Source organism: Elusimicrobiota bacterium, from assembly GCA_041660925.1.
In the GTDB taxonomy this organism is placed as follows: Bacteria; Elusimicrobiota; Elusimicrobia; order UBA1565; family UBA1565; genus JBAZUV01.
Window position 1 is genome coordinate 164,056 of sequence record JBAZVI010000002.1, and the last position, 26,075, is coordinate 190,130.

A 26,075-nucleotide genomic window follows, 5' to 3' on the forward strand; every position below is an offset into this window, starting at 1 on the left:
AACACGAGCGTGAACTACGACCCCCGCCTTCGTCCCATGAACGCCGCCGCCTTCGCCGCCCTGCTCGCCGCCGCGCAGGGCTTTTCGACTCCCGCCGCCGCCCAGGTGAAGACCGGGGCCGCGCCGGTCGTGAGCGGTTCGATCGCCGTGCCGGCCGCGGTCGCCGCCGCGAGCCTGCGGGGCGCTCCGGGGACCGTCGGCTTCACGACGAACCTCCAGGCCGTCGTCCTGCCGACCCTCTCCCCCCTTCCTTCCCTCACGCTCAAGGGGACGGCGCTCCCCGCCGTGATCCCTGCGGCGGTCATGAACATGCCCGCCCCGCGTGCCGCCTCGCTGGCGGGCTCCCGCGCCGCCCTCCCCTCCTCCGCGAAGGCCGCGATCGCGGCCGACGGAGTCGCCGTTCCGTCGAATGCCCCCGCTTTCGCCGCCACCGAAGGCGTCGAAGCGAGCGTGCGCTCGATGACCGACTCCAAGGCCTCCGCGGCGCAGGCCCACCAATCCGTTTCCCGCATGTACGACGGCCTCCGCGCGCAGGACGCCGTCCTCCCGGTCGCCGCCGAGAGCGACGGCCCCGCCCCTCGTCCGCGCGTGACCCTCGAGCGGCGCGGCGAACGGGCCGCGCAGGAAGACGTCTGGGAGTCCGCGACCTTCCTGAGCGCTTCGGGCGACCTGGACATCCACTACAAGTTCCGCAAGGCCGAGGGCTCCGAGCGCGTCCCGATGGTCTTCATCGGCGGCCTCGCTCTCGCCGAGAGCTACGACACCCTCTTCGAGACCCAGAAGAAGGCCAAGTCGGACCAGTACTTCGCCTGGCTGCGCGGGCATGCCCCCACCGGGTTCTCGCGCTCGGACAAGGTCTACGAGCAGGACGCGCGCGACATGGCGCGCATGATCGTCCTCGCCGCCGAGCGCTCGGGGACTCAGGCGGTGGACCTCACGCTCCACTCTTACGGCGTCCTCGTCTTCCAGAAGATGGTCCAGCTCCACCGCGACCTCGAAGTGCAGCAGGCCCTGCGTCTGCTCAAGGGCGGGAAGGTGACGATGCTCAACGCCACCACCCACTACGGGAACAGCGAGACCGTCGCCGGCGAGCAGTTCGCGCAGATGGCCAAGATCATCCGCATGATCGTCCAGCAGCTCGACCTCATGGACTCCTACGGCGGCGCGCTGAGCGCGGCGATCAAGGCGAACCCGTTCTCGGCGCCTTTCGTGCTCCCGCAGATCTTCGCCCTCCAGATGCAGCGCAACATGATCCTCGCGCTGGCCTCCAAGGGCGCCGTCGACGAACTGCGCAAGCACCTCGCCGATCCCTGGGACAAGGACATCGACCACGTCCGCGAGCGCATCCGGCAGATCGTGGAGGAGAACTCCGCGAAGCCCGGCTGGCAGGAGGCGTTCCTGCGCCGCGCAAACGACACCTCCCTGCTCGACTTCACGAAGGAGGACGTCCAGCGCATCCGCGACTACGGCATCCGCGTCGAGATCATCCACTCCGCCGACGACCAGCTCATCCCCTGGATCAGCGCGAAGCTCTGCTTCGAGCTCTTCGGCTTCAAGGTCCCTGAGAAGGCGCCCAAGGCCGGCCGGGAGTTCGTTGACGAGAGCGGCCTCTTCCGGGTGCGCGTCGTGGACAGCGACCACTACTACCCGCTGCGTTCGCCCGGGAAGCTGGACCGGCAGCTCTATCCGTGAAGCCGTTCCGCGCGTTCGGCGTCCGCCTGGGCTTCTCGGCGCTCTCGGAGCGCTTCGAACGGGAGGTCACCGACCTTTCGACCTTCACCCAGCGGCTGACGGGCTCCCTGCACGTCGACGCGGTCATCATCGCTCCGCCCATCTCCTATTACACGCCCCTCGCCGGGCCGCTTCCGGGACATCTGATCAAGGGCACGCTGCCCAAGGACCCCGTGGCGCGCTACCTCCTGCGCCTGCCCAAAGTCTGGAACGGGCGGCTCGTCGTCTCCGGCGCGCCCGGCCTCAACTGCGAGAGCGGCTACGACCTCTACTGGTCGGACTTCCTCCTTTCCGCCGGCTACGCCTTCGCCTGCACGGACAAAGGCATCCGGGCCGTCCCGGACGGCGACACGGTCTTCGTCCCCCTGGGCTCCGAGAACGGGATCGCGCACTGGTACCCGCGTCTGAAGGCGCTCGCCGAGCTCGCGCTCGAGGAGTGCAAGGCCCGCTACGGGAAGCTGCCGGAGAAGACTTACGCGGTGGGGGTCTCGAACGGCGGCTACCTCGCGCGGCTCGCGGTCGAGCGGGACCCCGGCCTCTTCGACGGGGCCGTGGACGTCTCCGGCGTGCTCTGGCGCGCCGAGGGGTCGAACCTCCTCGAGCAGCTCCCCGCGGCTCTGCGCGCGCTCGATGCGCGCCCGCCGAAGCGGGAGGCCCTCCGGGCCCTGGGCTATCCGGCGGACGTCGAATGGGACGCCGTGCTCCAGTTCTACCGCTTCATGTACTGGGAGGCGTCGCTGACGCTGGCTCTCGGCGACCTCGATCCCTCCTATGAGGGCCCTCTCGAGGCGTACGACCTTTCCCGACGGCCCGCCGAGGTGCGCGGGCGCATCCGCGCCGTGGAGTGCACCGGGGACCTCCAGCGGCCGCTCCTCTCGCTCTCCGGAGGGCGCGACTTCCTCATCCCCTTCGGGCCCCACGCGGAGGGCTACCGCGCCCTCGTCGAGGCCCGGGGCCGCGCGGCCCTCCATCGCCTCCACCGCGTCGCCGACGCCACCCACGTGGACAAGGACCGCGAGGCCTTCCCCGCCGCCGAGCCGCTCATGCCGCACGCGCACGAGGCCTTCCGCCGCCTGGTCCGCTGGGTCGAGGAAGGCGTCGTTCCTCCCGCCGCCGAAGCCGCCGTCCCCTCCCGGAGCTGACCGATGGCCCTTGACAAACGGGAGGGGAGCGTGTACAATGTGAACGAGCGTTCGTTCATTAGGAGGGCGGCCATGGAAGAGAAGAAGAACGGGAACCTGAAGGATTCGATCCATCGCGGCAAGATCCTGCGCGCGGCGACGACGCTCTTCCGGCGCCAGGGCTACCACGGGACGTCGACGCGTCAGATCGCGCTGAAGGCCGGCGTCTCCCTGGGGAACATCTACAACCACTTCCCCACCAAGGAGCGCCTCTTCGCGACCCTCCTCGAGGAATACGAGAAGGAGTACTTCTCCCCCTCCCAGCCGATGATGAAGGCCCTCGCGAAGACGACCTTCCCCGACGACATCGCGGAGATCGGAGAAGCCAGCCGGCAGACCGTCGAGAAGTTCGCCGACTACCTCCGCCTCATCTACGTGGACATGATCGAGTTCGACGCCAAGCACATCGCGCGGATCTTCATGGGGATGCGCGAACGCTACGCGAAGCTGCTCGAGACCCGGGGAGAGAAGCTCTCCTCCCGCATCGCCGAAGGCGTCGACCCCGTCGCGGCGATGATGACCGTGACGTTCTCGTATCAGAATTTCTTCATCATGGAGAAGCTCTTCAACGTGAAGGGCCATTACGGCATGGACGACAAGCAGGCGATCCGGCAGTTCGCCGAGCTCTTCCGCAACGGCATCCTCCCCCGGGAGGAGCGCCGAGGCCGCTGACGGGACCCCCCCGAGGGGTCGCAATGCGCCGCGGCACGCCGCGGCAAGAGGGTTGAACGCATGGCCAAGATCATCGGGACCGGGATGCACCTGCCGCAGAAGCTCGTCACCAACGAGGAGATGTTCGCGCGCTTCGGCCGCGACCCCTGGGAGAAGGTCTACAAGCGCATCGGGCACGGCGCCCGCTACCATTCCGCTCCCGACGAGCATTCCGGGCACCACGCCCTGAAAGCCGCGCGGGCGGCACTGGCGGCCGCGAAGACGAGGGCCGAGGAGATCGACCTCATCGTCCTGGCCACCGACACCCCCGCCTTCCTCTCGCCGGGCACCTCCTCCTTCGTCCAGCATGAGCTGGGCGCGAAGAACGCGGGGACCTTCGACGTCAACTGCGCCTGCGCGGGCTTCGTGACCGCCATGGACGTCGCGGGCAAGTACCTCGAGGGCGCCGACGAGCAGTACCGGACCGCGCTGGTCATCGGGACCTACGCGATGTCCAAGTTCCTCGACCCCAAGGACCCCGGCTGCTACACGCTCTTCGGCGACGGCGCGGGCGCCGTGGTCCTGCGCCGCGACCCGGCCGCGCGCTTCCACGGCTCGACCTTGAGCGCCGACGGGCAGTATTGGGACTACATGGGCATCTACGGCGGAGGTTCGGCCGCGCCGGCGAGCCCGGAGGTCCTGACGCAGGGCACGCAGTACGTGCGCGTGCTCAAGAAGTTCCCCCCCACGCTCAACTTCGACCTCTGGCCGCCGCTCATCGAGAAGACGCTGGCCAAGGCGAAGCTGAAGATGGAGGAGGTGGACCTCTTCGTCTTCACCCAGATCCGCAGGCAGACCATCGAAGACATCATGAAGAAGTACGCGCTGCCGATGGAGAAGGCCCACACCGTCATGGAGAAGTGGGGCTACACCGGCTCGGCCTGCATCCCCATGGTGCTCCACGACGCCATCGCCCAGGGGAAGCTCCAGCGGGGACAGAAGGTCGTGTTCTGCGCCTCGGGGGGCGGCTTCGCGATGGCCTCCCTCGCTCTGACCTACTGATCGGGACTCCCCGTCGGGGATTCCCGATGGGGGCTTCGGAGGGAACATGGACGCGACGGCGACGAAGGCACACGCGGGCGCCAAGGGCGGGAAGTGGCGTGAGATCTACAAGAGCAAGCTCGTCTCCGTCGAGGAGGCGGTCGCGAGGATCGAGTCCGGCGACGACGTCATCGTCGCGCAGTGCGCCTCGGAGCCGCAGGGCTGCATGTCGAAGTTCCACCTGGTCAAGGACAAGGTCCGCGACGTCCGGGTCTTCTCGGTCCTGACGCTGAAGCCCTACGACTTCTACATGAAGCCGGAGATGAAGGGGCACTTCGAGCTCTGCAGCTGGTTCCACGCCCCGGGCTCGCGCGCCGCGCTCTCGGCGGGCACCGGGACCGTCACCTATGTCCCCAACATGCTGCATCGCGCGGCGCTCGACCGGCTCTCGGCGCGCAAGCCGGACATCTTCTTCGGCACCTGCACGCCGATGGACGCCAACGGCTTCGTCTCCCTCTCGCTCGGCGTCACCTACGAGAAGGACATCCTGGAGGCGGCCGACACGGTCGTTCTCGAAGTCAACGAGAACCTCCCGCGGACTTTCGGCGACACCCACGTGCACGTCCAGGACGTGGACCTCTTCGTCGAGCACCACCAGGAGGTCCCGACGCTGCCCGCTCCCGAGCCCTCGGAGACGGACCTCCTCATCGGCCAGCACATCGCGGAGCTCGTGTCGGACGGCTCGACCCTCCAGCTCGGCATCGGCGGCATCCCCAACGCCGCCGCGCTCGCGCTCAAGGGCAAGAAGGACCTGGGCGTGCACACGGAGATGCTGGTGGACTCCATGATGGAGCTCTACGACCTGGGCGTGGTGACGAACAAGCGCAAGGCGCTGGCCAAGGACAAGTTCATCACGACCTTCGCCATGGGCTCGCGCAAGCTCTACGACTGGCTCGACGACAACATGGCCGTCGAGTTCCGCCGCGGCGCCTGGGTCAACGACCCGGCGGTCCTGCGGCAGAACTCGCGCATGGTCTCCATCAACACCTGCCTCATGGTGGACTTCACCGGGCAGGTCGCCAGCGAGTCCATCGGCACGCGGCAGTACTCCGGCACCGGCGGGCAGACGGACACCGCGGTCGGGGCGAAGGAGGCCTACGACGGCCTCGGGAAGTCCGTCATCGCCTGCTACGCGACGGCGAAGGGCGGCAAGGTCAGCACCATCGTCCCGACGCTGCCCGAGGGGACGGCCGTCTCCCTCCATCGCGCGAACTGCGACCACATCGTCACCGAGCACGGCATCGCCTACATGCGCGGCCGCACGGTGCGCGAGCGCACGCAGAACCTCATCGCCGTCGCGCACCCGGACTTCCGTTCCGAGCTGACCGCTCAGGCCCGCAAGCTGGGCTACCTCTAGGCCATGCGCGTGAAGGCGAGCCACCGGGTCGCGCTGGCCCTCATCCTCTGCTACCTCGTCGCCTGGCTGGACCGGATGGCCATCAACATGACCATCCCCTTCATGGCGAAGGACCTGGGGATCGGGCCCGAGCGCATCGGCTGGATCCTGAGCGCCTTCTTCCTGGGCTACTCCCTCTTCCAGATCCCGGGCGGGATCCTCGCCGACCGGCACGGGCCGCGCAAGGTCATCCTGGGCGCTCTCTCGTGGTGGTCGGTCTTCACGGCCCTCACGGGCCTCATGGGCGGGCTGCCCTCCATGCTCGCGACGCGCTTCCTCTTCGGCGTCGGCGAGGGCGTCTTCCCGGCCTCGGTCTGGAAGGTCCTCGCGCAGTGGTACACGAAGAAGGACCGCACGACGGCCAACGCGGTCGTCATCTCGTCGATCGCGCTCGGCCCGGCGCTGACGCCGCTGCTCCTGGCCCCGGTGCTCGCCCGCTACGGCTGGCGCGTCTGCTTCTACCTGCTCGGCCTCCTGGGCGTCGTCTGCGTGCTCGTGGCCCGCGCCGCGGTCTACAACGCCATCCGGGAGTCCCCCCACTCCACTTGGAAGGACATCGAGGAGTACGAGTCCGACATCCGCTCGGAGGAGGCGAACGCCGAGGGCTCCCTGGAGCCCGCCGGGCTCGGGGAGCTCCTGCGCATGCCCGCGGTCTGGGTCCTCTTCTTCATCGCGCTCGTCTTCAACGTGACGATGTACGGCTGGCTGACCTGGCTGCCCTCCTATCTGATGAAGGTGAAGGGGCTCGACCTGCGCGGCACGGCCTGGGCGGCCTCGCTGCCCTTCGCGTTCGGGACGGTCGGCTGCATCTCGGCGGGCTGGATCTCGGACCGCTTCTTCCGGGGCCGGCGCAAGCGGCTCGTGCTCGGCTGCATGGTCCTGGGCGGTCTATCCCTCTGGGGCTTCACGCGGGTCGCGGACCCGACGGCCTACATGGCGCTGCAGTGCGTCGCAGGGCTCCTCCTCTTCATGGCCTGCGGGGCTTGCGGCGCGTTCACGATGATCCTCCTGCCGACGCGGATGATGGGCGCGGGAAGCGGCTTCATCAACACCGGCGGGCAGATCGGGGGCTTCCTCACGAACCTGATCATCGGCTACACCATCGCTTTCCGCGGCGGCGACTATGCCGCCGGCTTCGACGTGATGCTCGGGGCGCTGGTCCTGGCGGCCCTCCTTGTCCTGCTCGGCATCCGCGAGGGGCGCCGCGGGACCGTGGCCGCGGCGGCCCCCCTCACCCCCAGCCCCTCTCCCGGCGGGGAGGGAGAGGGAACGCCCTCTGCGCCTGAGTCCGCCTGACCAAGGGCCTATCCAGCGGCGTGGGTCTTTCGGCAAGGCATGGACCTATAGGAGAGTCCTATACGGGGTCTGGGCCCAAATCCTGCTTTAAATGCCTTTTCGGCCCATGCGATTGCGGAGAGTCTCCCTTATCATTATCATTGTGAAGGCAGATTCCTTTCAGTCTGTCGTGAGGAGAAGGACTATGAGCGACATTTCCGGCTGCTCGAAGAAAATCCTGGCCGTGGCGTTGGCGGCGTTCCTGCTGACGCCTTCCCCGGCCCTCTGGGCGCAGGTCACTCAGGCCCAGGTCTCCCAGGCTCCCGTCCCGGGCGTCTCCGGCGTCTCCGGCGTAGTGAAGGTCTACGACGTGCAGCTCGCGCCGATGAACATCGCGGCGCCCGCCTCGCTGCAGGGCATCCCCGGCCTCGCGGGCAATCCGACGCTCAAGACCGCCGCCCAGGCGCAGACCGCCGTCATCTCCCCTGCTGCGGCCGCCGCCGCTCCGATCGCGGCGCAGCAGTCGGTCATGGCGGTCGAGCGCCACCCGGTCATCGCGATCCTCAACGGGCTCCGGACCGCCGGCGTCGTCCTCCCGGACAAGCTCGACACCGTCCAGGACCTCGCGAAGCTCAAGTCCGCCGCCGAGGCCCTTCCCGAGGGAGCCGCGCGCCGGGACATCCTCTCCTTCGTGGAGGCCCTATCCGCGCCCAAGGGCAGCGAGGGCGCCGCCTCCGGCCGACTCTTCGACAACAACGGCGTGAAGGTCGTCGCCGACGGGCTCATGCCCGCCGCGCAGACCGCCGAGCCCCAGGGCTTCTGGGCCTCCCTCTCCCGCTCCCGCTCCCGCCTCGTCCCCTCCGGCCTCAAGCGCTACGCCGCGGAGAAGGCCGAGGCCGCGAGGCCGAAGGCCGGAACCATCGCCGTCGAGAAGCTCCAGGTCCCCATCGAACGCCTGCGCTGGTCCCCGAAGGACGAAGACCTCCCGGCCAGCACCGCCGAGCTCGCCGCTTCCGACCACCAGGTCATCGGACAGGACCGCGCGCTGCGCGCGATGCTCTTCGGCTTCAAGATGGCCGGCCCCGGCTACAACGTCGTCGTCACCGGCCCCGACGGGTCGGGCCGCGAGACCGCGGTGCGCCACATCCTCAGCGAGCTCGCGCCCACGATGGCGACGCCCAAGGACATGGCGGTCCTCACCAACGTCGAGAACAAGGACCGGCCGCTCCTCTTCAAGCTCCCCGCCGGCTCCGCGCCGGCGCTGAAGAAGGCCATCGCCGCCTTCTACGACCGCTTCGCTCAGCTCCTGCCGCAGGCCCTCGAGGGCGGCTCCGCCGCCGAGGCGAAGAAGCAGCTCCAGGACCAGTTCCAGGCCGCGGCGCTCCAGCGCCAGCAGGAGCTCGACGCGGCGACCTCCCAGATCAAGTTCGGCCCCAACGGCCGCTACGGCCTCGTCGTGCGCATGCAGCAGAGCGAGGAAGGCGTCCAGATCTTCGTCGCCCCGACCGTCGACGGCGCGCCCATCAGCGAGGAGTCGCTCCAGGAGCATCTCGCGAAGGGGACCATCACCCAGGCGGAATGGGCTCAGGTCCAGAAGGAGCTGCAGCCGATCGGCACGAAGATCGTGGAGCAGTACAAGGCCATGGTCATGCAGAACCAGAAGGACTACCAGTCGGTCCAGGAGCAGATCGCCCTGGTCGACGGACAGATGGTCACGGCCCTGGTCAACCAGCTCATGGCGCCCGTGCTCGCGACGGTGATGCCGGCCGTCACGCACGACGACCCCGCGCACCAGAAGCTCCAGCAGAAGGTCGAGGCCATGAAGGCCGAGATCCAGTCCAAGCTCGGGACCGTCGAGTCCGGCCCGTTCAAGGGCACGATCCAGCTCGTCGAGACGACCCAGGGCTACCGCCCGGCGGTCGAGGTCTCCTTTGAAGGAGAGGTCCTCGAGGGCAACGAGGCCATCGCGCAGCTCGTCGCCGAAGGCAAAGTCGAGCAGGCGGCCGTCGAAGCGCTCATGGCGAAGCTCCAGGAGGCCGTGCAGGGCTACGCGCAGGCCATGCAGCAGGTCATGCTCGCCTTCAAGAAGGAGCACGACGCGCTCCACAAGGCGGACCCGAAGCCCGACGCGGACACGCAGTACGCCGTCAAGGGGCTGCGCGGCTTCTTCAGCCACCTCGCGTCGAACTACGAGATGTTCCTCCCCGGCAAGAACGGCCAGCGGCAGGATCCGAGCGAGATCTTCAAGTTCTCCGTCCTGTCCGCGAACCGCCCTGAGGGCGGGGCGCCGGTGGTCTACGAGAAGAACCCGACCTACGAGAACCTCTTCGGGACCGCGCAGAAGCAGATGCGCCTGGTGCAGACGACCAACGGCATGATGCCCATCGAGATGCCCGGCGGCCCCCTGCTCAAGGGAGGCTCCTTCCACAAAGCCAACGGCGGCTTCCTCGTGCTCCAGCTCGAGGACGTGCTCCGCGAGCCCGGCGTCTGGCAGGCGCTCTCGAAGTCGCTGCGCAGCGGCTACGCCTCCATCACCGAGGACGGCCTCGTCGGCTTCGCCAACCGCGGCGGCGCGTACGCCATCCCCACGGCCGTCAAGGTGGTGCTCGTCGGCTCTCCGATGCTCAAGATGATGCTCGAGCACTACGACGAGGACTTCCGCGCGCAGTTCGGCGCCCTCGCCGAGTTCGAGTCCTCGCTGGAGATCTCGGCGCCGGCCATCGAGAGCTACCTCGACTTCATGAAGAACATGGTCGCCCGGAGCGCGGGCGAGCTCCTCGACCTCACCCGCGGCGCCCTGCGCAGCGTGATGGAGTACGGCGCGAAGCTCACCGGCTCCAACGAGAAGCTCTCCATGCAGTTCGGCTCCGTGCTCGGCCTCCTCAAGGAGTCCTCGTTCTGGGCGAAGGAGAACGGCCACGACATGGTCCAGGCCGAGGACGTCGTCCAGGCGCTCAAGGAGCGCTCGGAGCGCGAGGGGGCGGGCGTGCGGCACTACCGGACCCTCTACGACAAGAACGTCTTCATGGCGGCCACCGACGGCTACGTCGTCGGCCAGATCAACGGCCTGGCGGTCATGGGCGAGTTCGGCGTGCCCAGCCGCATCACGGTGACGGCGACGGCCGGCTCCGGCCTGGTCGTCTCCTGGGACCATAACGCGGGCACCACGGGTTCGAGCTTCAACAAGGCGCTCGGCGTGGTCCAGGGCTTCCTGCGCAACACCTTCGGGAAGACCCGGCCGCTGACCGTCGACCTCCAGTACTCCTTCGAGCAGAACTACGGGGGCATCGACGGCGACTCGGCGACCTCGACGAAGATCTACGCGGCGCTCTCGGCCCTCTCCGGGACCCCGATCTTCCAGGGGATCGCGGTGACCGGCTCCGCCGACCAGTTCGGCAACGTCCAGGCCATCGGCGGCGCCAACGAGAAGATCACGGGCGTCTACGAGCTGGCCAAGTCGCGCGGCTTCACCGGGAAGCAGGGCGTCATCATCCCGGCCTCGAACATCACCGAGCTCAACCTCAAGCCCGAGATCGTCCAGGCGGTGCGCGAGGGCAAGTTCCACATCTGGGGCGTCGAGCACGTCAGCCAGGGCATCGAGGTCCTGACCGGCGTCGCCTACTCCGAGATCCTCCGCCAGGCCCGGCAGAACATCGGCAAGGTCGGCGGCCCGGCGAAGTAAGCTTCAGAGAAGAACAGCCCCCGGAGCTCACGCTCCGGGGGCTGTTTCATTTCCCCCCGCACACGCGTCTCTTCCCCCCTCTCGAGGGGGGCGTAGGGGGTAGAGCCCTACCGCCGGTCAGTCGATAGGAATCGCTGTGCGTGCACGACGGGAATCCAGCATGACGCCCGCGATGCCGCCGCCGATGAGGAGACAGCCGGTCCAGGTCCAGGGGTCGGGGACCTCCCCCCAGAAGGCCCAGCCCCCTCCGACTCCCACCACCAGCGAGAAGAGGGTCCCGACGCTCCCCAGCGAGACGGGCGCGTCGCGCAGGCCGGCGGTGAGGAAGAACTGTCCGATCGTTGCGCAGGCGGCCGTCGCGGCCAGCATGAGCAGCTGGCGGGCGTCGGGGAGCCAGCCCGAGGAGAGGACCCAGGGGAGCATCGCGGCTCCCCCCAGTCCGGTGAAGTAGGCGAGGATGCGCAGATGGGGCTCGTCCTGCGCGATGGAGCGCAGCGTGGCGAAGGCCAGCGAGGCGGTGAGCCCGGCGCAGAGGGCCATGAGCGCGGGCAGAAGGGCTCCCGCGAAGGAGGGGCGCAGGGTCACGTAGACCCCGACGAAGGCGAGGGCGGTGCAGGCCATCGCGGAGCGGGACGGACGTTCTCCGAAGAAGAGGATCCCCCAGAGCACGGCGAAGAGCGGAGCGGTCTGGTTGAGCAGGGTGTTGTTGGCCAGCGGCATGCGCGGCAGGGCCCAGAAGTTCGTGATCATGGCGAGCAGGGCGAGGATGGCGCGCAGACCGAGACGGGGCCAGTTGCGGCTCGCCAGGGGCAGTCCCTCGCGGCGCAGGAGCCACCAGACCTCGGGGAAGGCCAGGGCGTTCCTCAGGCAGACGACCCAGACGGCGGGCACGTCTGGGCCGAGGCCCTTGATGAGCATGGCCGCGGAACTGAACCAGAGAGAGGAGAAGACGGTGAGGAGGATGCCGCGGAGCTTCATGGGTCCATTATCTCACTTTGTATCAGGCGCGCGCTGCCGCGCGCGCCTGGGTCTGCTAAGAATTTCGGGTCGTTCCGGAATCAGCCGCCGCGCACCGCTCCGGTGGGCGGGTGGGTGGAGGAGCCTCCGCCAGGTGTGCGCCTCGCGTCGCGCACACCTGGCGAGACCCTACGCCGGAGATATCCCTCTTCGAATCTGCTAAAATAGCTCCGCAGTAAGCACCATTCCGGCGTAGCTCAATGGTGGAGCATCCCGCTGTATGGAACATGCAGCCCCGCATGGAAACATGCGGGTGAAGAACCAGGTGAATTCAGGGAAGCCTAAATCCCCTCAGGGGGACACGGTAATCCTGAGCCAAGCCCCGCGCAAGCGGGGAAGGTGCAGAGACTAGAACGCGAGTTCGTACCCCGGAGGATCGGGGGAAGCGCCTGGCTCCGTCCGGAGCGAAAGCTCCGCGGAGATGAGATAGTCCAAGCCTTGGGGAAACCCGGGGGCACTTGTAACGGGAGGGTTGTAGGTTCGAGTCCTACCGCCGGAGCCATTTAGAGAAACGCGCCTCGGGCTGAAACCCGAGGCGCGTTCTTTAAGCCCCCCCTACCCCTACGCCCCTTCGCCGGCACCCCGGCCCATAGTGCCGGGATCGCACGCAGTGAGGAAACTGATAGTGCGAACTCGCAGGAAGGGGAGGGTAGGAAACGGTCTTCCTACTTCTTGATAATGACTTCGTCTAGCTTCTTCCCGTCGGGCGTGAATGCCTCCACCCGCATGGCGTCCGGGGTAATCGACAACATGCAATAGTGGTTCTTCGAGGCGAAGAACTTGCTGTAGGGGTTCTTCTTGTCCTTGGGGTAGAGCGGCGCGCCCCCCCCGCCCGTCACCACATAGACGACGCCGTCCTTCTCGGAGCGCTCGTAGACGTGGTCGTGCCCGGTGAAGACGAGGGAGACCTTGTACTTCTCGAAGAGCGCGGGCAGGTCCTTGGTCTTCTCCGAGGCGCCGTGGTAGCCGGAACTGAAGACCGTGTCGTGCATGAAGACGACGGCGCGGTCGTTGAGGGAGCGGGAGGCGAGCTTCCCCTCGAGCCAGGCGTACTGGGTGGTGCCGGGGGCGAGAGGGGCCTCGGTGTCGATGCCGATGAAGCGGGTCCCCCAGCGCTCGAAGGAGTACCAGTGCTGGCCGGCGAGCGCGGGGAAGGCCTCGAAGAAGGGCGTCGCCCCCGAGTCCTTGCCGACGTCGTGGTTCCCGAAGATGGGATAGAAGGCGGTTGCGGCGCGCAGGTCCTTCGTGATGGAGAGCGAGGACTTCCACTGGTCGGTCTTGTCGCCCTTGTCGACGAAGTCGCCGGTGTGCAGGACCACGGTCGGTTTCGCGGCGAGCAGCTGCTTGACGATGGTCTTATGGATCTCTTCGCCGGTCCGAGTGTCGCCGTAGACGGCGACGCAGCGCTCGCAGGCCGGCGCAGGTGCTGGCTTCGCCGGGACGGCCGCGGCGGCGGCGCGCTTGTCGTTCTCCGCTCGCGCCGTCCCTGCGGCGTTCGCGCCGCTTTTTGCGGCGCTGAGGTCCGCCGCAGGGACCGGGGAGGAGGTCTTCGCAGCGGCCTTGGACTTCTCCTTGGCGCCGAGGCCGGGAGTCGCGAGGAGGACGAGGGAGAGCAGGAGATGGATTCTCATGGGCAGAGGATATCAAAACCCGCGGGGCCGTTTCCCCTCCCTTCACGGAATTGGTAACATGGCTCCGCCGCATCACCCAGGAGGACGCATGCTCTTCAAATTCATCCCCAGCGAAATGAAATTCTTCGACCTTTTCGACGAGCAGGGGAAGAACATCCTCGCCGCCGCCTCGCACTTCAAGGCGATGGCCGAGGCCGGCCGCTTCGACGACGCGGGCGTCCAGCGCATGCGCGACATCGAGCACGAGGGCGACTCGCTCACGCACGAGACCATCGACACCCTCAACCGCACCTTCATCACCCCCTTCGACCGCGAGGACATCCACGCGCTCACCTGCGAGCTCGACGACGTCACCGACTTCATCCACGCCGTCACGACCCGCATCCGCCTCTACAAGCTCGACGGCCGAGACGAGCACATCGTCCAGTTCGCCGACGTGGTGACGCAGTCCACCGCCGCGCTCGCGAAGGCCGTCGGCGGGCTGCGCGACGCCAAGCGTACGCGCCGCATCCTCGACTTCTGCATCGAGGTCAACCGCCTCGAGAACGTGGGCGACCAGCTGCGCGAGGCCTCGATCTCCAACCTCTTCGAGACCGAGAAGGACCCCATCGCGGTCATCAAGCGCAAGGAGATCTACGAGAGTCTCGAGGCCCTGCTCGACAAGTGCGAGGACGTGGTGAACATCGTCGAAGGCATCCTGGTGAAGCAGGGATGACGCTCGGCATCGTCCTCCTCATCCTGCTGGCGCTGGTCTTCGACTTCCTCAACGGCTTCCACGACGCCGCGAACTCCATCGCCACGGTCGTCTCCACGCGGGTGCTCACCCCGCGCGCGGCGGTGATCTGGGCGGCCTTCTTCAACTTCATCGCCTTCCTCTTCTTCGGCCTGCACGTGGCCGGGACCATCGGGAAGGGCATCGTGGACATCGCGATCGTCGATTCCCACGTCATCTTCGCGACGCTGCTGGGCGCCTGCTCCTGGAACCTCATCACCTGGTACTTCGGGCTGCCGACGAGCTCCTCGCACGCTCTCATGGGCGGCCTCGTGGGGGCGGCGATGCTCAAGGCGGGGAAAGGCGCGCTGGTCTACAAGGGCATCTTCAAGACCCTGACCTTCATGATCGTCTCCCCCATCCTGGGGCTCATCCTCGGGCTCATCATCGGCGTCATCGTCTACCGCCTCTTCCAACGCAGCGCCCCCGGTCAGGTGGACGGGTTCTTCCGCAAGGGACAGCTCTTCTCGGCCGCGGCGTACAGCCTGGGCCACGGGGGCAACGACGCGCAGAAGACCATGGGCATCATCGCCGGCCTTCTCTTCAGCGCGGGACTGCTCGGAGACCACTTCTACGTCCCGCTCTGGGTGGTCCTGACCTGCCACGGAGCCATCGCGTTCGGGACGCTCTTCGGCGGCTGGCGCATCGTGAAGACGATGGGCTCGAAGGTGACCAAGCTCCGCCCCGTCGACGGCTTCTGCGCGGAGACCGGAGCGGCGGTCACCCTCTTCCTCGCTTCGGGCCTGGGCATCCCCGTCAGCACGACCCACACCATCACCGGCGCCATCATGGGCGTCGGCTCGCTGCGCCGCTTCACGGCGGTGCGCTGGGGCGTCGCCGGGCAGATCGTCTGGGCCTGGGTCCTCACCATCCCCTGCTCGGCCGCCATCTCGGCGGCGGGCTACCTCCTCTACGGTCTCTTCTAGCCTCTGAAGGACGCAAAGGCGAAGGCCCCCGGCTCACGCCGGGGGCCTTCGCCTTTGCGGTCGTCGGGCTCAGGTCTTCTTCGGCTGGGTCAGGGCGTAGCCGGGGCCGGGATAGGCCAGGACCGGCTTGTTCTTCAGGCACTGCTGGACCATGAGTCCGGCCATCATCTGGCTCTCCATGATCATGTGCGTCTTGAACATCTTGCCGACCGCGTCGCCGATGAGCTCCCCGGCGGCCGCGCTGATGGCGTCGCCGATGCTGAGACTGATCTTCTTCTGGGTGAAGACGGAATCCGCCTCCCAGAGCTTCTCTCCCGCGGCGTCGTGGAGCGCCACGGTGCAGTCCACCGTCGGGCTGATGTAGAAGCCGAGGTTGATCTTGCTGAAGCGGTTGATGGTCGTGACCGCGAGGCCGTCGGTCTCGAGCTTCGCCGAGAGGTCGTTCATCTTGTAGGCCTTGAGCTGGCCGCCGTCGGTGATGCCCATCTTCCGCAGGGTCTCCTCCTGGACCGGACTGAGGATCGGGAAGTAGCCCAGGCCGATGAGCGCCGAGGAGACCGCCCCCAGGACCGCGCGCGGCGCCATGAGGTCGGTGGACTGGTTGTCCGGCGGGAGGACCGCGACGAAGTCCGGGCCCTGGAAGTCCGGCTTCACGTACTTGATCTTCGCGCCGGCGCAGCCCGAGAGCAGCGCGGCGGCGAGCAGGAGGCGCGGGAGCTTGTCGGCGTTCACGGGGCCTCCTTGACGATGCGGGAGAGGAGCTGGTTTACGACCACGCCCTTGCTGAAGAGCCCGGGCTGGCCGCTCGCGTTGAGGCCGAGGAGGACCTTTCCGGTCGAGACGTCGACTAAGCGCAGGGCGAGGACCTGCATGGGCTTCTGCCCCTCGACGTACTGCCCCTGCGCGCACATGAGGACGGCGTCCGCGCCGAGCGTCTTTCCGGCCTGCACGGCCTGGGGGACGGTGTAGCCCCAGCGGACGGCGTCGGGGTCCTTGACCGCGGACCAGGCGCTCTCGACGTGCTTGTAGACCGTGCCGGCGGTCTTCAGCGCCTCGAGGCTCTTGTCCTGGCCGATGAGGGTGTAGCGCCTTCCGAGGACGGAGCGGGCTTTCTCGTCGAACATGATCGCCGGGATGAAGGAGTTCCCGAAGCCCGTGTAGAGCGGGTCGAAGGCCGACTGCGTCTGCGCGTCGAAGAACGGCATGATGGCGACCGTCTTCACCTTCGCCGCGGCCTCACGGTCGCGGATGACGAGCACCGGCTTGTACGCGCACGCGCTCGCGAGCGCGAGGGCGGCGAGGGCTGTCACGAACGGCCGTTTCATAGGCGCTCCCTGGGATGCGGCGTCTTCGGACGACTTGACAATAGCATTTACATGTGGGGGCGGGCGCGAAAAAGGCCCCCGGCGCGAGCCGGGGGCCTTTCGCGTACGGAGCGGATTACTTGCTGCGCTTCTTGAAGAGCGCTCCGCCGAGCTTCGAATTGCCGCCCTGGTCGGGCTGCGAGACGTCCGCGGCGCCCTTCTCGTTGACGGGCCACTGCGGCAGCTTGGGGATCATCAGTCCGGTCATCTTCTGCGCTTCCTGCAGGAGGTGGATCTTCAGCATCTTCTCGAGCTGCTTGCCCACGAGCTGCTGCGCCATGGCCTTCGCCCCTTCCTGGAGGATGGCGCCGGGGGTCACGTTCACCGCGCGGTTGAAGCCGGTCCCCTCGATCTGCCAGAGCTTGTTGCCCAGCTTGTCGACCAGCGTGAACTCGGCCTCGACGGAGCGGTTGATGTACACGCCCACGTTGATCTCGTTGAAGTTCTTGATCACGCTGTAGAGCAGGCCGTCGACGCCGAGCTTCTCGGCGAGGTCCGGAGCCTTGTACGCTCCGAGCTGGCCGCCGTCGGTGATCCCCATCTTCTTGAGCTGCTCCTCCTGAGAGGGGCTCGTGAAGGGGATGACGCCGAGTGCGAGCATCATCTCGCAGGCCACGCGCCGCGTCGTGTCGGGCGCGGCGAGGTCGGTCGAGTTGTTGGCCGGCGGCAGCACCATGACGAAGTTCGGGATGTCGGCCTTGTCCTTGAGGTAGGACACCTTCTGCGCTCCGCCGATGCAGCCGGAGAGCAGCGAGACGGCGAGGACGGCGAGGATGCCTTTGCGGAACATGTTCACGGGACCTCCGCGATGAGCTTCGCCGCCAGCTCGCGCATCTGCTTCTTCTGAGACTCGAAGGGGCTGAAGATGGAGACGTTCATCGGCTCCGACTTCGCGCCGCCCCAGATCACCTCGCCGGTCTCCGGGTCGACCAGCCGCATCGCCATGACGAAGCGCATGTTGGCCGGCGCGTCGCCGGTCATGCCGAAGGCGCCGATGAGCACCGGGACTCCGAGCTCCTTGCCGGTCGCCATCGCGGCCTGCATGGTCATGCCGGCGCGCAGCTTGTCGGGGCTCGTGATGGCCTTCCAGATGGAGACGTCTTCGTTGGCCGCGAGCTGGATGCCGTCGAAGCCCTTCTTGTTGAGGACGGCCATGACCTCGTCGAGAGGGACGAACTCGAAGCGGGAGTTGCCCTTCATCCCCTCGTAGCTGAGGAGGGTGGGCATCATGTCGGAGTACTTCCCCTTGTAGTTCGGGTCGTCGGTGCCGACGGCGTTGGCCTGGAAGAACGGGAGGATGGCCACCTTCTTGACGGCCTTGAGCTTGTCGGAGTTGAAGGCCTTGCTCTTGTTCAATTTGACCGGCGGGACCGTCTGGCAGGCGCAGAGCACGGCCGCCAGGGCCGCGACGGCGAGAGGATACAGCCTCTTCATGTGCGCTCCTGAGAGTGCGGGATGGATGAGGACGGCGATAAGACGCTATCAAACAACCCCCCCCCGGTCAAGGGAGCAGGCCGCGCAGGCGGTCGAAGGCGAGGAGGAGGGGCACGGAGGCGAGGGTGCTCGCGAGGATGGCCTCGGCGACGAGGGACTCGTCGAGGCCGAGCTTCTGCGCGAGGACCAGGTTCGTCACCGCGAGCGGCATGAGGGACTCGAGCAGGGAGACCTCCCCGGAGAGGCCCGCGAGGCCCGTGGCCCGCGCGCAGAGCACGAGCAATGCGGGGAAGGCGAGCAGCTTGGCCGCGCAGAGCGCGAGGACGGGGCCGGGGCGTCGGCCGATGGGCTTGCCGTGGAGGAAGAGGCCGAGCGCGAAGAGAGCGAGCGGCGCCGTGGCGCTCCCGATCAGACGCAGCGCCCCGGCGAGGACGGCGGGCGGGCGCAGGCCGGCGAAGGCGAGGACGGCCCCGAGCAGCGCGCTCCAGAGGATGGTGTTGCCCTTGAGGACCTCGAGCGACTGCTTCCCCCCGCGGCCGACGACGAGCGCGAGGGCGGCGAAACCGGCCGTGAAGACGGCCAGGTACTGCACTGCGGTGACCAGCGAGGCCACCGCGAGGGCGTCCTCTCCGAAGCGCAGCGCGGTCAGCGGGAAGCCGAGGTAGACGGTGTTGCCGAACGCCGCGCAGAGCACGAGCTCTCCGGCGTGCGGTCCGAGCCGGCCCGCTTTCCAGAGAGCGAGGAGGAGGCCGACGAGGAGGAGCACGGCCAGGGCGTTGACCTCGAGCAGGCGCAGGTCGACGGCGCCCAGCCCGGCGCCGGTGAGCTTGTCGAGGATGAGCGCGGGCATCGAGACATAGTAGAGGTAGTCGTTGAAGGGCTTGTCGGCCTCGGGGCCCACGATGCCGCGGCGGCGGCAGTCCCAGCCGAGAAGGACGACGGCGGCGGCGATCGCGACGATCGACAGCATCTAGAGGGAGAGGAACACCAGGACCTGCGCCGAGACGACGCGCAGGAGCATGACGAGGGGATAGACGGTCGCGTAGGCCGTGGAGGTCGCGCTCGAGGGCGTCAGCGAGTTCGCGAAAGAGAGCGCGGGCGGGTCGGTCATGCTGCCGGCGAGGAGGCCGCAGAGGGAGAGGTAGTTGAGCTTCATGCGCAGGCGGGCGAAGAGCGCGACCGCCATGAGCGGCAGGAAGGTGACGGCGGCGCCGCAGAGCAGCCAGCGCAGGCCGTCGCCGTGCGTGAGGGTCTCGACGAAGCGGTCCCCCGCGCGAAGGCCGACGCAGGAGAGGAAGAGGATGATGCCGAGCTCGCGGAGCATGAAGTTGGCGCTGATGGGCATGTACCAGGAGAGCGGCCCGATGCGGCGCACGCGGCTGAGCAGGATGGCCATGACGAGGGGTCCCCCCGCCAGGCCGAGCTTGACCGGCGCGGGCACTCCGGGCAGGTGGATGGGCACCTGGCCGAGCAGGACTCCGAGCGCGATGCCGACGAAGACCGGGATGAGCTGGGGGTGGTTGAGCTGGGTCGGGGAGTTTCCGAGCAGGGCCGCGACCTTCTTCAGGCCTTCCGCCTCGCCCACCGCGAGGACGGTGTCTCCGAAGTGGAGGTCGAAGTCGGGCCCGGCGAGGATCTCGATGTCGGCGCGCGAGGCGCGGGTGACGGTGACCCCGTAGCGCTCCTCGAGGGCGAGCTCGGCGAGGGTCTTCCCCAGGACCTCCTTCTGCGTCACCACCACGCGCTGCGCGGTGACGGCGCTGGGCACGCTCATGAGGTCGACCTCGCTCGGCTTCCCGACGACGAGGGCGAGCTCCTCGAGCTTCTCGCGGGGGCCGACCGCGAGAAGGACGTCGCCCACGTGGAGGACGGCGTCGGGCTGGGGGACGCGGACCTCCCCGGCATGCTGGAGGCGGGAGACGCGCACGCCGAGGGCTTCCAGCATGGGGACGCGCTCGAGCGGGAGTCCCTCGAGGTTGCGGTTCTCGACCCGGATGCTGAGGTTCGCGAAGGCGGGCTTCGCCTTCTCCCCCTCCTTCGCCTCCTGGGCGGGGTCGACGCGGAAGAACAGACGCATGAGGATCATGACGAGGATGGTGCCGAGGATGCCGAAGGGGTAGGCCACGGCGTAGCCGATGCCTGGACGCTTGGCGATCTCCTCCGAGACCCCGGCCGCGGTCGTGCTCCCCTCGGCCAGTCCCGCGGGGTCATGGTGGGCCCCCGCGGGGCCGGCCGCGTCCTTGAGCGCCTGCTGGGCGGCGGCGAGGCTCGGCGTGTTCGTGACGGCGCCGGAGTAGATGCCCACCGCGGCCGGCATGTCGAGCCCGCAGAGCCGGACGGCCAGAAGCGTCGCGCCGACGCCGAGAAGGACCACGGAGGCGGCGAGCAGGTTCAGGCGCAGGCCGTTCTTGCGCAGGGACGCCAGGAACCCCGGGCCCACCTGCATGCCGATGGTGTAGACGAAGAGGATGAGACCGAACTCCCGCAGGAACTCGAGCGTCTCCTGGGGCAGGGTGATGCCGAAGTGCCCGAAGAGGATCCCCGAGAACAGGACGCCGGCGATGCCGAGGTTCACCTTGAAGAGGCGGACGTTGCCCAGCGCGAGGCCGAGCGCGGCGACGAGACTGACGAGGATGACGGCCTGGGCGATGGAGTGGGCGGTGAGCAGGGCGATGGGGTTCATAGGGTCAGCAGATCCGCGGCAGCTGCTCGCCGCTGAGCATGTCGAGGATGCGCTCGACGCCGATGCGCGTGTTCATGCGGACCTCGCCGGGATGCGCGTCGACGACGCGGCCGACGAGGGCCGCCGGGTGGGCGCCGCAGGGGCCGCGCAGGGCCGCGAGGGCCTTCTGCGCGTCGCGCTCGGGCACGAAGGCGGCGAAGCGGCCCTCGCAGGCCATGTAGAAGGGGTCGAGGCCGAAGAGCTCGCAGGCGGAGGCGACCTCCGGCCGCACGGGGACCGCGGCTTCCTCGACGAGGATGCCGCGCTTCGCGGCCTCGGCGATCTCGTTGAGGGCGGTGGCGAGGCCGCCGCGCGTGAGGTCGCGCAGGCAGTGGACCTCGACGCCGGCCTCGAGGAGCGCGCGGACCTGGGGCCAGACGGTCTCCGCGTCGCTGAGGAGCGTCGTCTCGAAGGAGAGCCCCTCGCGCACGGAGAGCACCGCGGCCCCGTGGGCGCCGACGTCGCCGCTGACGATGAGCGCGTCGCCGGGGAGGACGGAGCGCGGCTCGACGGGCCGCGGGGCTTCGATGAGGCCGATGCCCGCGGTGTTCACGTAGATGCCGTCGCCCTTGCCGCGTTCGACGACCTTGGTGTCGCCGGTGACGATGCGCATCCCCGCCGCGCGGGCCGTCTTCGCGAGCGACTCCGCGACGCGGCGAAGGTCGGAGAGCGGGAAGCCCTCCTCCAGGATGCAGGCGCAGCTCAGATAGAGCGGGCGCGCCCCGCACATCGCGAGGTCGTTGGCGGTCCCGTGCACGCAGAGGGAGCCGATGTCGCCTCCCGGGAAGAAGATCGGGCGGATGACGAAGGAGTCGGTGGAGAAGGCGAGCTTGCCGGGCGGCAGCTCGAGCGCCGCCCCATCGTGGCCCTGCTCGAGGGCGGCGTCCTTGAAGAGCGGGCGGAAGACTTCGGAGACGAGCTTATGCATGTGGCGGCCGCCCGAGCCGTGGGCGAGGGTGACGCGTTCCCCCGCCTCGGCGGGGGTCGGACAGGCGAGACGGAAATCCTTCTTCGTCATGACACCTTCTCGCGGGCGTAGCGGTAATAGGCGGCGCAGGCCCCTTCGGAGGAGACCATGGGCGCGCCGAGCGGGCTCTCCGGGGTGCAGCGCCCGGCGAAGGCGGGACACTCGCGCGGCTTCTTGAGGCCCTGAAGCACGAGCCCGGCGATGCACTCCGCGGGCTCCTGCGCCTCTCGCTCGGCCACGCCGAAGCGGCGCTCGGCGTCGAGCTGCGCGTAGCGGGCGGTGAAGCGCAGTCCGCTGGACTCGATGGGTCCGATCCCCCGCCACTTGCGGCGGCAGGGCTCGAAGACTTCGCGCAGGAGCTCGATGGCGGGGCGGTTGCCTCCGCGGCGCACGACGCGCGCGTACTGGTTGTCGACGCGGTGCTCCCCCCGCTCGAGCTGGCGCACGAGCAGGCAGAGCCCCTGGAGGATGTCCACCGGTTCGAAGCCGGTCACGACGATGGGGACGCGGCGCTTCTCGGCGATGGGCTCGTATTCCTCCGTGCCCATCACCGCGCAGACGTGGCCGGCGGCGAGGAAGCCCTGCACGCGGTTCTTCCCGGAGGACATGAGGGCCTCGAGGGCCGGCGGGACGAGGACGTGGGAGACGAGCAGCGAGAAGTTCTTCACGCCGAGCCGGAGCGCCTGCTGCGCCGCCATCGCGGTGGCCGGGGCCGTGGTCTCGAAGCCGACGGCGAAGAAGACGACCTCGACGGAGGGGTCCTTCCTCGCGAGATCGAGCGCGTCGAGCGGAGAGTAGACGATGCGGACCTGCGCCCCTTCGCCCTTGGCCTGGAGGAGGCTCTTCGTCGAGCCGGGCACGCGGAGCATGTCGCCGAAGGAACAGAGGACGACGCCGGGCTTCAAGGCGATCTCGACGGCCTTGTCGATGAGCTCGAGCGGGGTGACGCAGACGGGGCAGCCGGGGCCGTGGACGAGCTCGAGCCCCTCGGGCAGGAGGCGGTCGATGCCGAAGCGGACGATGGAGTGCGTCTGGCCGCCGCAGACCTCCATGACGGTCCAGGGCTTCGTCGTCAGGCGGGCGAGCAGCGCGGCGTAGCGCTCGGCGGCCCTCCGGTCGCGGTACTCGTCGAGATGCTTCAAGCGGGGCGCTCCTCGGCCGCGACCATGGCGTCCATCTCGGAGAGCAGGGAGAGCGTCTTGAGCGCCTCGTCCTCGTCGATGACGTTGAGCGCGAAACCGACGTGGACGATGACGTAGTCGCCGACCTTCGCCTCGGGCGTGTAGGCGAGGCAGACGTCCTTGACGGTGCCGCCGAAGTCCACGCGGCCGCGGGTCAGGCCGCCGCCGTCGGGGACGCCGATGCTGAGGACCTTACCGGGGACCGCGAGACACATGGGACTCCCTCCGTTGGGGACGGCCGGCCGACGAGAGCAGGCACGCGGCGTAGGCCTGGCCCGCCGAGACTCCCCCGTCGTTGCAGGGCAGGCGGCGGTGCGTGAAGACCTGGAAGCCGGCGCGCTCGAGCAGCGTCCGGGCGCGCTCGAGGAGATAGGCGTTCTGGAAGACTCCGCCCGTGAGGCCTACGCGCTCGAGTCCGCAGCGGCGCACGACGTCGACGATGAGGTCCGCGAGGCCGTTGTGGAAGCGCGCGGAGACCATGGCGGCGCCGCGACCGCGGTCGGCGTCCTCGAGCAGGGCGGCGAGCATGGGCGCCCAGTCCGCGACCAGGGGCTTCCCGGGGAGGAGCGCCCAGGGATAGGCGCCGTGCGCGGGACGGGCGCCGAGCGCGGCCTCGAAGGCCATCGCGGCCTGCCCTTCGAAGGCGTTGACGGGGCGCAGGCCGGCCAGGGCCGCGGCGGCGTCGAAGAGCCGGCCGACGCTCGAGCTGCGCGGGGAGAAGGCCGGGGAGGCGGGCAGGCGGCGCAGCGCCTCCCACCCCTCGGGGAAGAGCGGGTGAAGGCGCTCGAGCGGGAGCCCCGCCTCGTGGAGCAGGCCGAGCGCGGCACGGCGGCCCTCGCGGACCGCGCGCTCGCCGCCGGGCAGCGGGAAGGGGCGGATGTGCGCGAGCCGCGCATAGCCGGCGGCGTCCACGCGGAGGAACTCCCCTCCCCAGAGGGTCCCGTCCGGGCCGAGCCCGAGCCCGTCGAAGGCGACCCCCAGCACGGGGCCGCGCAGGCCGTGCTCGGCCATGAGCGCGGCGACATGGGCGTGATGGTGCTGGACGCGGACGAGCGGCAGGCCGAGGCGTTCGGCGTAGCGGCTCGAGAGGTAGTCGGGGTGGAGGTCGCAGGCGGCGGCCTCCGGCTCGAAGCGGTAGAGCGCCTTCAGGTCGTCGACGGCGCGGCGGAAGGCGTCGTAGGCCGGGCCCGCCTCGAGGTCGCCGATGTGCTGGCTCGGCACGATGAGGTCGTCGAAGGAGACGGCGACGGTGCTCTTGAGGTGGGCCCCGAGCGCGAGGACCTTCCGCTGGGCGCCGGGGACCCGCAGGGGCGCGGGAGCGTAGCCGCGCGCGCGGCGCAGCAGGGTCAGCTCGCGGCCGGCGAGACGGACGACGGAGTCGTCGGCGTGGCGGGCGATGGGACGGTCGTGCATGAGGAAGAGGTCGGCGACGCCCGCGAGCCGCGCGCGGGCCTCCTCCTCCGTCGTCGCCATGGGCTCCTCGGCGAGGTTCCCGCTCGTGGCGACGACGGGGAAGCCCAGCCGGGACATGAGCAGGTGGTGGAGCGGCGCGTAGGGGAGCATGACGCCCAGGCGCGCGTTCTCGGGTGCGACCTCGGGCGCCACGCCCATGTCTCCGCGCTTGAGCAGGAGGACGACGGGGGCGGCGCTCGAGCGCAGCGCGTCGGCCTCGAGCTTCCCGGTGCGGCAGACGCGGCGCAGAGCGGCGAGGTCGGGGAAGAGGACGGCGAAGGGCTTCTCCTGGCGGCGCTTGCGCGCGCGCAGGCGGCGCACGGCCTCGGGGGAGCGCGCGTCGCAGAGGAGGAGGTAGCCGCCGACGCCCTTCATCGCGACGATGCGGCCCTCTTCGATCGCGCGGGCCGCACCCTCGAGCGCGGCCTCCTTCTCCGCGGTACGGCGTCCCCCCTCCTCGAGCCAGAGGGCGGGGCCGCAGGCGGGGCAGGCGACGGGCTGGGCGTGGAAGCGGCGGTCGGCGGGGTCGCCGTACTCGCGCGCGCAGTCCGCGCAGAGCGGGAAGCCCTTCATCGTCGTGTTCGGCCGGTCGTAGGGGAGGCTCGTGACGAGGGTGAAGCGCGGCCCGCAGCGCGTGCAGTTCGTGAACGGGTAGCCCCGGCGGCGCTCCCCCGGCGCACGGATCTCCTTGAGGCAGTCCGGACAGGTCGCGAGGTCGGGGAGGACCTCGACGCTGGGGGCCTCGTCGGAGGAGCTCGCGCGGATGGCGAAGCCGCGGGCGGCGCCGGCGCGGGCCCAGCGGGCCGCGACGGCGGCGATGCGGGCCGGAGGAGGGCATTCGGAGCGCAGGCGGGCGAGGAACTCGCGCAGGACCTTCTCGTCTCCGTCGACGGAGACCCGGACGCCCTTCGGGCCGTTGAGCACCCAGCCGTCGAGGGAGAGGGACCGCGCGAGGCGGTAGACGAAGGGGCGGAAGCCGACCCCCTGGACCGCGCCGGTGAGCGTCACTCGCAGCTGTCGTCGCATGAGGGCGGCGCGGGTCAGTACCCGCGCTCCAGGCGGATGTGGTAGTCCACGAGCTGCGTGCGGGCGGCCTCGAGGCGGGCGGAGAGCGCGAGCGAGAAGCGCTGGAGGACGCGGTAGCCGAGCTCGAAGTCCTGCTCGCAGCGCTTGCGCAGGGTCGTCGCGTCGAAGACGATGACGTGCGCGGCCTCGACGACGCGCGCGTCGAAGGTCGACTGGTAGGGCGGGATGATCCACGACCAGCCGAGGACCTCCCCCGGCCCGAGGGTCTGGATGGGGATGTGGCCGTTCTCGGGGGTGAGGAGCTCGAGGCGGACCTCGCCCTTGCGGAGGATGAAGAAGCGCTCGGCGCCTTGCCCCTGGCGGAGCAGGAACTGGTCGCGGCTGTAGCGGGCGTCGGCGGCGCAGTCCTGGAAGATCTTCAGGTGCTGCGGCTTGAAGTCCTTGAAGAACTCGTGGCGGGCGACCGTGTACTCCAGCGGTTCCATCGGCGTTTCTCCTTCCCTTCCGGAACATTTTAGCATTTCCGGCCCCTCCTCCCCGACGGGAGCGCAAGCGTGTTACAAAAT

The 26,075-nt window shown here is 69.1% G+C and carries 22 protein-coding genes; 9 read left to right on the forward strand and 13 right to left on the reverse strand.

Annotated features, from left to right (window positions below; all coding sequences use genetic code 11):
• Positions 1–9 precede the first annotated feature (9 nt).
• The 7 genes from WC969_03390 to WC969_03420 all read left to right on the forward strand — a co-directional run bounded on the left by WC969_03390 (position 10) and on the right by WC969_03420 (position 11,017).
• The gene (locus WC969_03390) at positions 10–1,692 is read left to right on the forward strand and encodes a hypothetical protein (protein ID MFA6028879.1); all 1,683 of its coding nucleotides are present in this window, start codon (positions 10–12) and stop codon (positions 1,690–1,692) included.
• On the forward strand, positions 1,689–2,873 hold the full coding sequence (locus tag WC969_03395) for an alpha/beta hydrolase (protein MFA6028880.1): 1,185 nt from the start codon (positions 1,689–1,691) through the stop codon (positions 2,871–2,873). Before WC969_03390 ends, WC969_03395 begins: the two co-directional genes overlap by 4 nt.
• A 72-nt stretch (positions 2,874–2,945) precedes the next feature.
• On the forward strand, positions 2,946–3,584 hold the full coding sequence (locus WC969_03400; protein MFA6028881.1) for a TetR/AcrR family transcriptional regulator: 639 nt from the start codon (positions 2,946–2,948) through the stop codon (positions 3,582–3,584).
• A 60-nt stretch (positions 3,585–3,644) separates the two neighbouring features.
• A complete protein-coding gene (locus tag WC969_03405) occupies positions 3,645–4,625 on the forward strand; it encodes a ketoacyl-ACP synthase III (GenBank protein MFA6028882.1) in 981 nt (326 codons plus the stop codon).
• A 46-nt stretch (positions 4,626–4,671) separates the two neighbouring features.
• Positions 4,672–6,021 (forward strand): acetyl-CoA hydrolase/transferase C-terminal domain-containing protein, encoded by a 1,350-nt coding sequence (locus WC969_03410; GenBank protein ID MFA6028883.1) that lies wholly within the window; start codon positions 4,672–4,674, stop codon positions 6,019–6,021.
• Positions 6,022–6,030: 9 nt separating this feature from the next.
• Positions 6,031–7,356 carry an MFS transporter gene (locus WC969_03415; GenBank protein ID MFA6028884.1) on the forward strand — a complete coding sequence of 442 codons (1,326 nt, stop codon included), beginning with the start codon at positions 6,031–6,033 and terminating at the stop codon, positions 7,354–7,356.
• 184 nt (positions 7,357–7,540) lie between these two features.
• The gene (locus WC969_03420; GenBank protein MFA6028885.1) at positions 7,541–11,017 is read left to right on the forward strand and encodes an ATP-binding protein; all 3,477 of its coding nucleotides are present in this window, start codon (positions 7,541–7,543) and stop codon (positions 11,015–11,017) included.
• A gap of 117 nt (positions 11,018–11,134) precedes the next feature.
• On the opposite strand, the gene WC969_03425 is transcribed toward WC969_03420, so the two are convergent.
• Together WC969_03425 and WC969_03430 are read right to left on the reverse strand one after the other, a co-directional pair.
• On the reverse strand, positions 11,135–11,995 hold the full coding sequence (locus WC969_03425) for a DMT family transporter (GenBank protein MFA6028886.1): 861 nt from the start codon (positions 11,993–11,995) through the stop codon (positions 11,135–11,137).
• A gap of 704 nt (positions 11,996–12,699) precedes the next feature.
• The gene (locus WC969_03430; protein ID MFA6028887.1) at positions 12,700–13,665 is read right to left on the reverse strand and encodes a metallophosphoesterase; all 966 of its coding nucleotides are present in this window, start codon (positions 13,663–13,665) and stop codon (positions 12,700–12,702) included.
• Between the two features lie 88 nt (positions 13,666–13,753).
• On the opposite strand from WC969_03430, the gene WC969_03435 reads away from it, so the two are divergent.
• Together WC969_03435 and WC969_03440 are read left to right on the forward strand one after the other, a co-directional pair.
• Positions 13,754–14,380: a DUF47 family protein gene (locus WC969_03435; protein MFA6028888.1), complete on the forward strand. Its 627-nt coding sequence runs from the start codon at positions 13,754–13,756 to the stop codon at positions 14,378–14,380.
• Positions 14,377–15,363 carry an inorganic phosphate transporter gene (locus WC969_03440; protein ID MFA6028889.1) on the forward strand — a complete coding sequence of 329 codons (987 nt, stop codon included), beginning with the start codon at positions 14,377–14,379 and terminating at the stop codon, positions 15,361–15,363. The genes WC969_03435 and WC969_03440 overlap by 4 nt, the downstream gene beginning before the upstream one ends.
• Before the next feature lie 69 nt (positions 15,364–15,432).
• On the opposite strand, the gene WC969_03445 is transcribed toward WC969_03440, so the two are convergent.
• The 11 genes from WC969_03445 to WC969_03495 all read right to left on the reverse strand — a co-directional run bounded on the left by WC969_03445 (position 15,433) and on the right by WC969_03495 (position 25,994).
• Positions 15,433–16,095 carry a GNA1162 family protein gene (locus WC969_03445; protein MFA6028890.1) on the reverse strand — a complete coding sequence of 221 codons (663 nt, stop codon included), beginning with the start codon at positions 16,093–16,095 and terminating at the stop codon, positions 15,433–15,435.
• Positions 16,092–16,688 (reverse strand): hypothetical protein, encoded by a 597-nt coding sequence (locus WC969_03450; GenBank protein MFA6028891.1) that lies wholly within the window; start codon positions 16,686–16,688, stop codon positions 16,092–16,094. Before WC969_03450 ends, WC969_03445 begins: the two co-directional genes overlap by 4 nt.
• Positions 16,689–16,803: 115 nt before the next feature.
• Positions 16,804–17,517 (reverse strand): GNA1162 family protein, encoded by a 714-nt coding sequence (locus WC969_03455; protein MFA6028892.1) that lies wholly within the window; start codon positions 17,515–17,517, stop codon positions 16,804–16,806.
• Positions 17,518–17,519: 2 nt separating this feature from the next.
• Complete coding sequence (locus tag WC969_03460; protein MFA6028893.1) at positions 17,520–18,161, reverse strand: hypothetical protein; 642 nt, start codon at positions 18,159–18,161, stop codon at positions 17,520–17,522.
• A gap of 67 nt (positions 18,162–18,228) precedes the next feature.
• Positions 18,229–19,131: an AEC family transporter gene (locus WC969_03465; protein MFA6028894.1), complete on the reverse strand. Its 903-nt coding sequence runs from the start codon at positions 19,129–19,131 to the stop codon at positions 18,229–18,231.
• Complete coding sequence (locus tag WC969_03470) at positions 19,132–20,844, reverse strand: putative transporter (protein MFA6028895.1); 1,713 nt, start codon at positions 20,842–20,844, stop codon at positions 19,132–19,134.
• 4 nt (positions 20,845–20,848) lie between these two features.
• A complete protein-coding gene (hypE, locus tag WC969_03475) occupies positions 20,849–21,901 on the reverse strand; it encodes a hydrogenase expression/formation protein HypE (protein MFA6028896.1) in 1,053 nt (350 codons plus the stop codon).
• Positions 21,898–22,992 carry a hydrogenase formation protein HypD gene (gene hypD, locus WC969_03480; protein ID MFA6028897.1) on the reverse strand — a complete coding sequence of 365 codons (1,095 nt, stop codon included), beginning with the start codon at positions 22,990–22,992 and terminating at the stop codon, positions 21,898–21,900. The genes hypE and hypD overlap by 4 nt, the downstream gene beginning before the upstream one ends.
• A complete protein-coding gene (locus WC969_03485) occupies positions 22,989–23,246 on the reverse strand; it encodes a HypC/HybG/HupF family hydrogenase formation chaperone (protein MFA6028898.1) in 258 nt (85 codons plus the stop codon). Before WC969_03485 ends, hypD begins: the two co-directional genes overlap by 4 nt.
• Positions 23,224–25,509: a carbamoyltransferase HypF gene (hypF, locus tag WC969_03490; GenBank protein MFA6028899.1), complete on the reverse strand. Its 2,286-nt coding sequence runs from the start codon at positions 25,507–25,509 to the stop codon at positions 23,224–23,226. Before hypF ends, WC969_03485 begins: the two co-directional genes overlap by 23 nt.
• A 14-nt stretch (positions 25,510–25,523) precedes the next feature.
• A complete protein-coding gene (locus WC969_03495; protein MFA6028900.1) occupies positions 25,524–25,994 on the reverse strand; it encodes a cyclic nucleotide-binding domain-containing protein in 471 nt (156 codons plus the stop codon).
• Positions 25,995–26,075 lie beyond the last annotated feature (81 nt).

Excerpts from the sequence above, each read along its gene's own strand:
- WC969_03465 (MFA6028894.1), bottom strand. The coding sequence starts at position 19,131 with ATGCTGTCGATCGTCGCGATCGCCGCCGCCGTCGTCCTTCTCGGCTGG.
- WC969_03495 (MFA6028900.1), bottom strand. The coding sequence starts at position 25,994 with ATGGAACCGCTGGAGTACACGGTCGCCCGCCACGAGTTCTTCAAGGAC.
- WC969_03435 (MFA6028888.1), top strand. The coding sequence starts at position 13,754 with ATGCTCTTCAAATTCATCCCCAGCGAAATGAAATTCTTCGACCTTTTC.
- WC969_03440 (MFA6028889.1), top strand. The coding sequence starts at position 14,377 with ATGACGCTCGGCATCGTCCTCCTCATCCTGCTGGCGCTGGTCTTCGAC.
- WC969_03405 (MFA6028882.1), top strand. The coding sequence starts at position 3,645 with ATGGCCAAGATCATCGGGACCGGGATGCACCTGCCGCAGAAGCTCGTC.
- WC969_03470 (MFA6028895.1), bottom strand. The coding sequence starts at position 20,844 with ATGAACCCCATCGCCCTGCTCACCGCCCACTCCATCGCCCAGGCCGTC.
- WC969_03425 (MFA6028886.1), bottom strand. The coding sequence starts at position 11,995 with ATGAAGCTCCGCGGCATCCTCCTCACCGTCTTCTCCTCTCTCTGGTTC.
- WC969_03450 (MFA6028891.1), bottom strand. The coding sequence starts at position 16,688 with ATGAAACGGCCGTTCGTGACAGCCCTCGCCGCCCTCGCGCTCGCGAGC.
- WC969_03485 (MFA6028898.1), bottom strand. The coding sequence starts at position 23,246 with ATGTGTCTCGCGGTCCCCGGTAAGGTCCTCAGCATCGGCGTCCCCGAC.
- WC969_03430 (MFA6028887.1), bottom strand. The coding sequence starts at position 13,665 with ATGAGAATCCATCTCCTGCTCTCCCTCGTCCTCCTCGCGACTCCCGGC.
- WC969_03420 (MFA6028885.1), top strand. The coding sequence starts at position 7,541 with ATGAGCGACATTTCCGGCTGCTCGAAGAAAATCCTGGCCGTGGCGTTG.
- hypE (MFA6028896.1), bottom strand. The coding sequence starts at position 21,901 with ATGACGAAGAAGGATTTCCGTCTCGCCTGTCCGACCCCCGCCGAGGCG.
- WC969_03410 (MFA6028883.1), top strand. The coding sequence starts at position 4,672 with ATGGACGCGACGGCGACGAAGGCACACGCGGGCGCCAAGGGCGGGAAG.
- WC969_03460 (MFA6028893.1), bottom strand. The coding sequence starts at position 18,161 with ATGAAGAGGCTGTATCCTCTCGCCGTCGCGGCCCTGGCGGCCGTGCTC.
- WC969_03400 (MFA6028881.1), top strand. The coding sequence starts at position 2,946 with ATGGAAGAGAAGAAGAACGGGAACCTGAAGGATTCGATCCATCGCGGC.
- WC969_03455 (MFA6028892.1), bottom strand. The coding sequence starts at position 17,517 with ATGTTCCGCAAAGGCATCCTCGCCGTCCTCGCCGTCTCGCTGCTCTCC.
- hypF (MFA6028899.1), bottom strand. The coding sequence starts at position 25,509 with ATGCGACGACAGCTGCGAGTGACGCTCACCGGCGCGGTCCAGGGGGTC.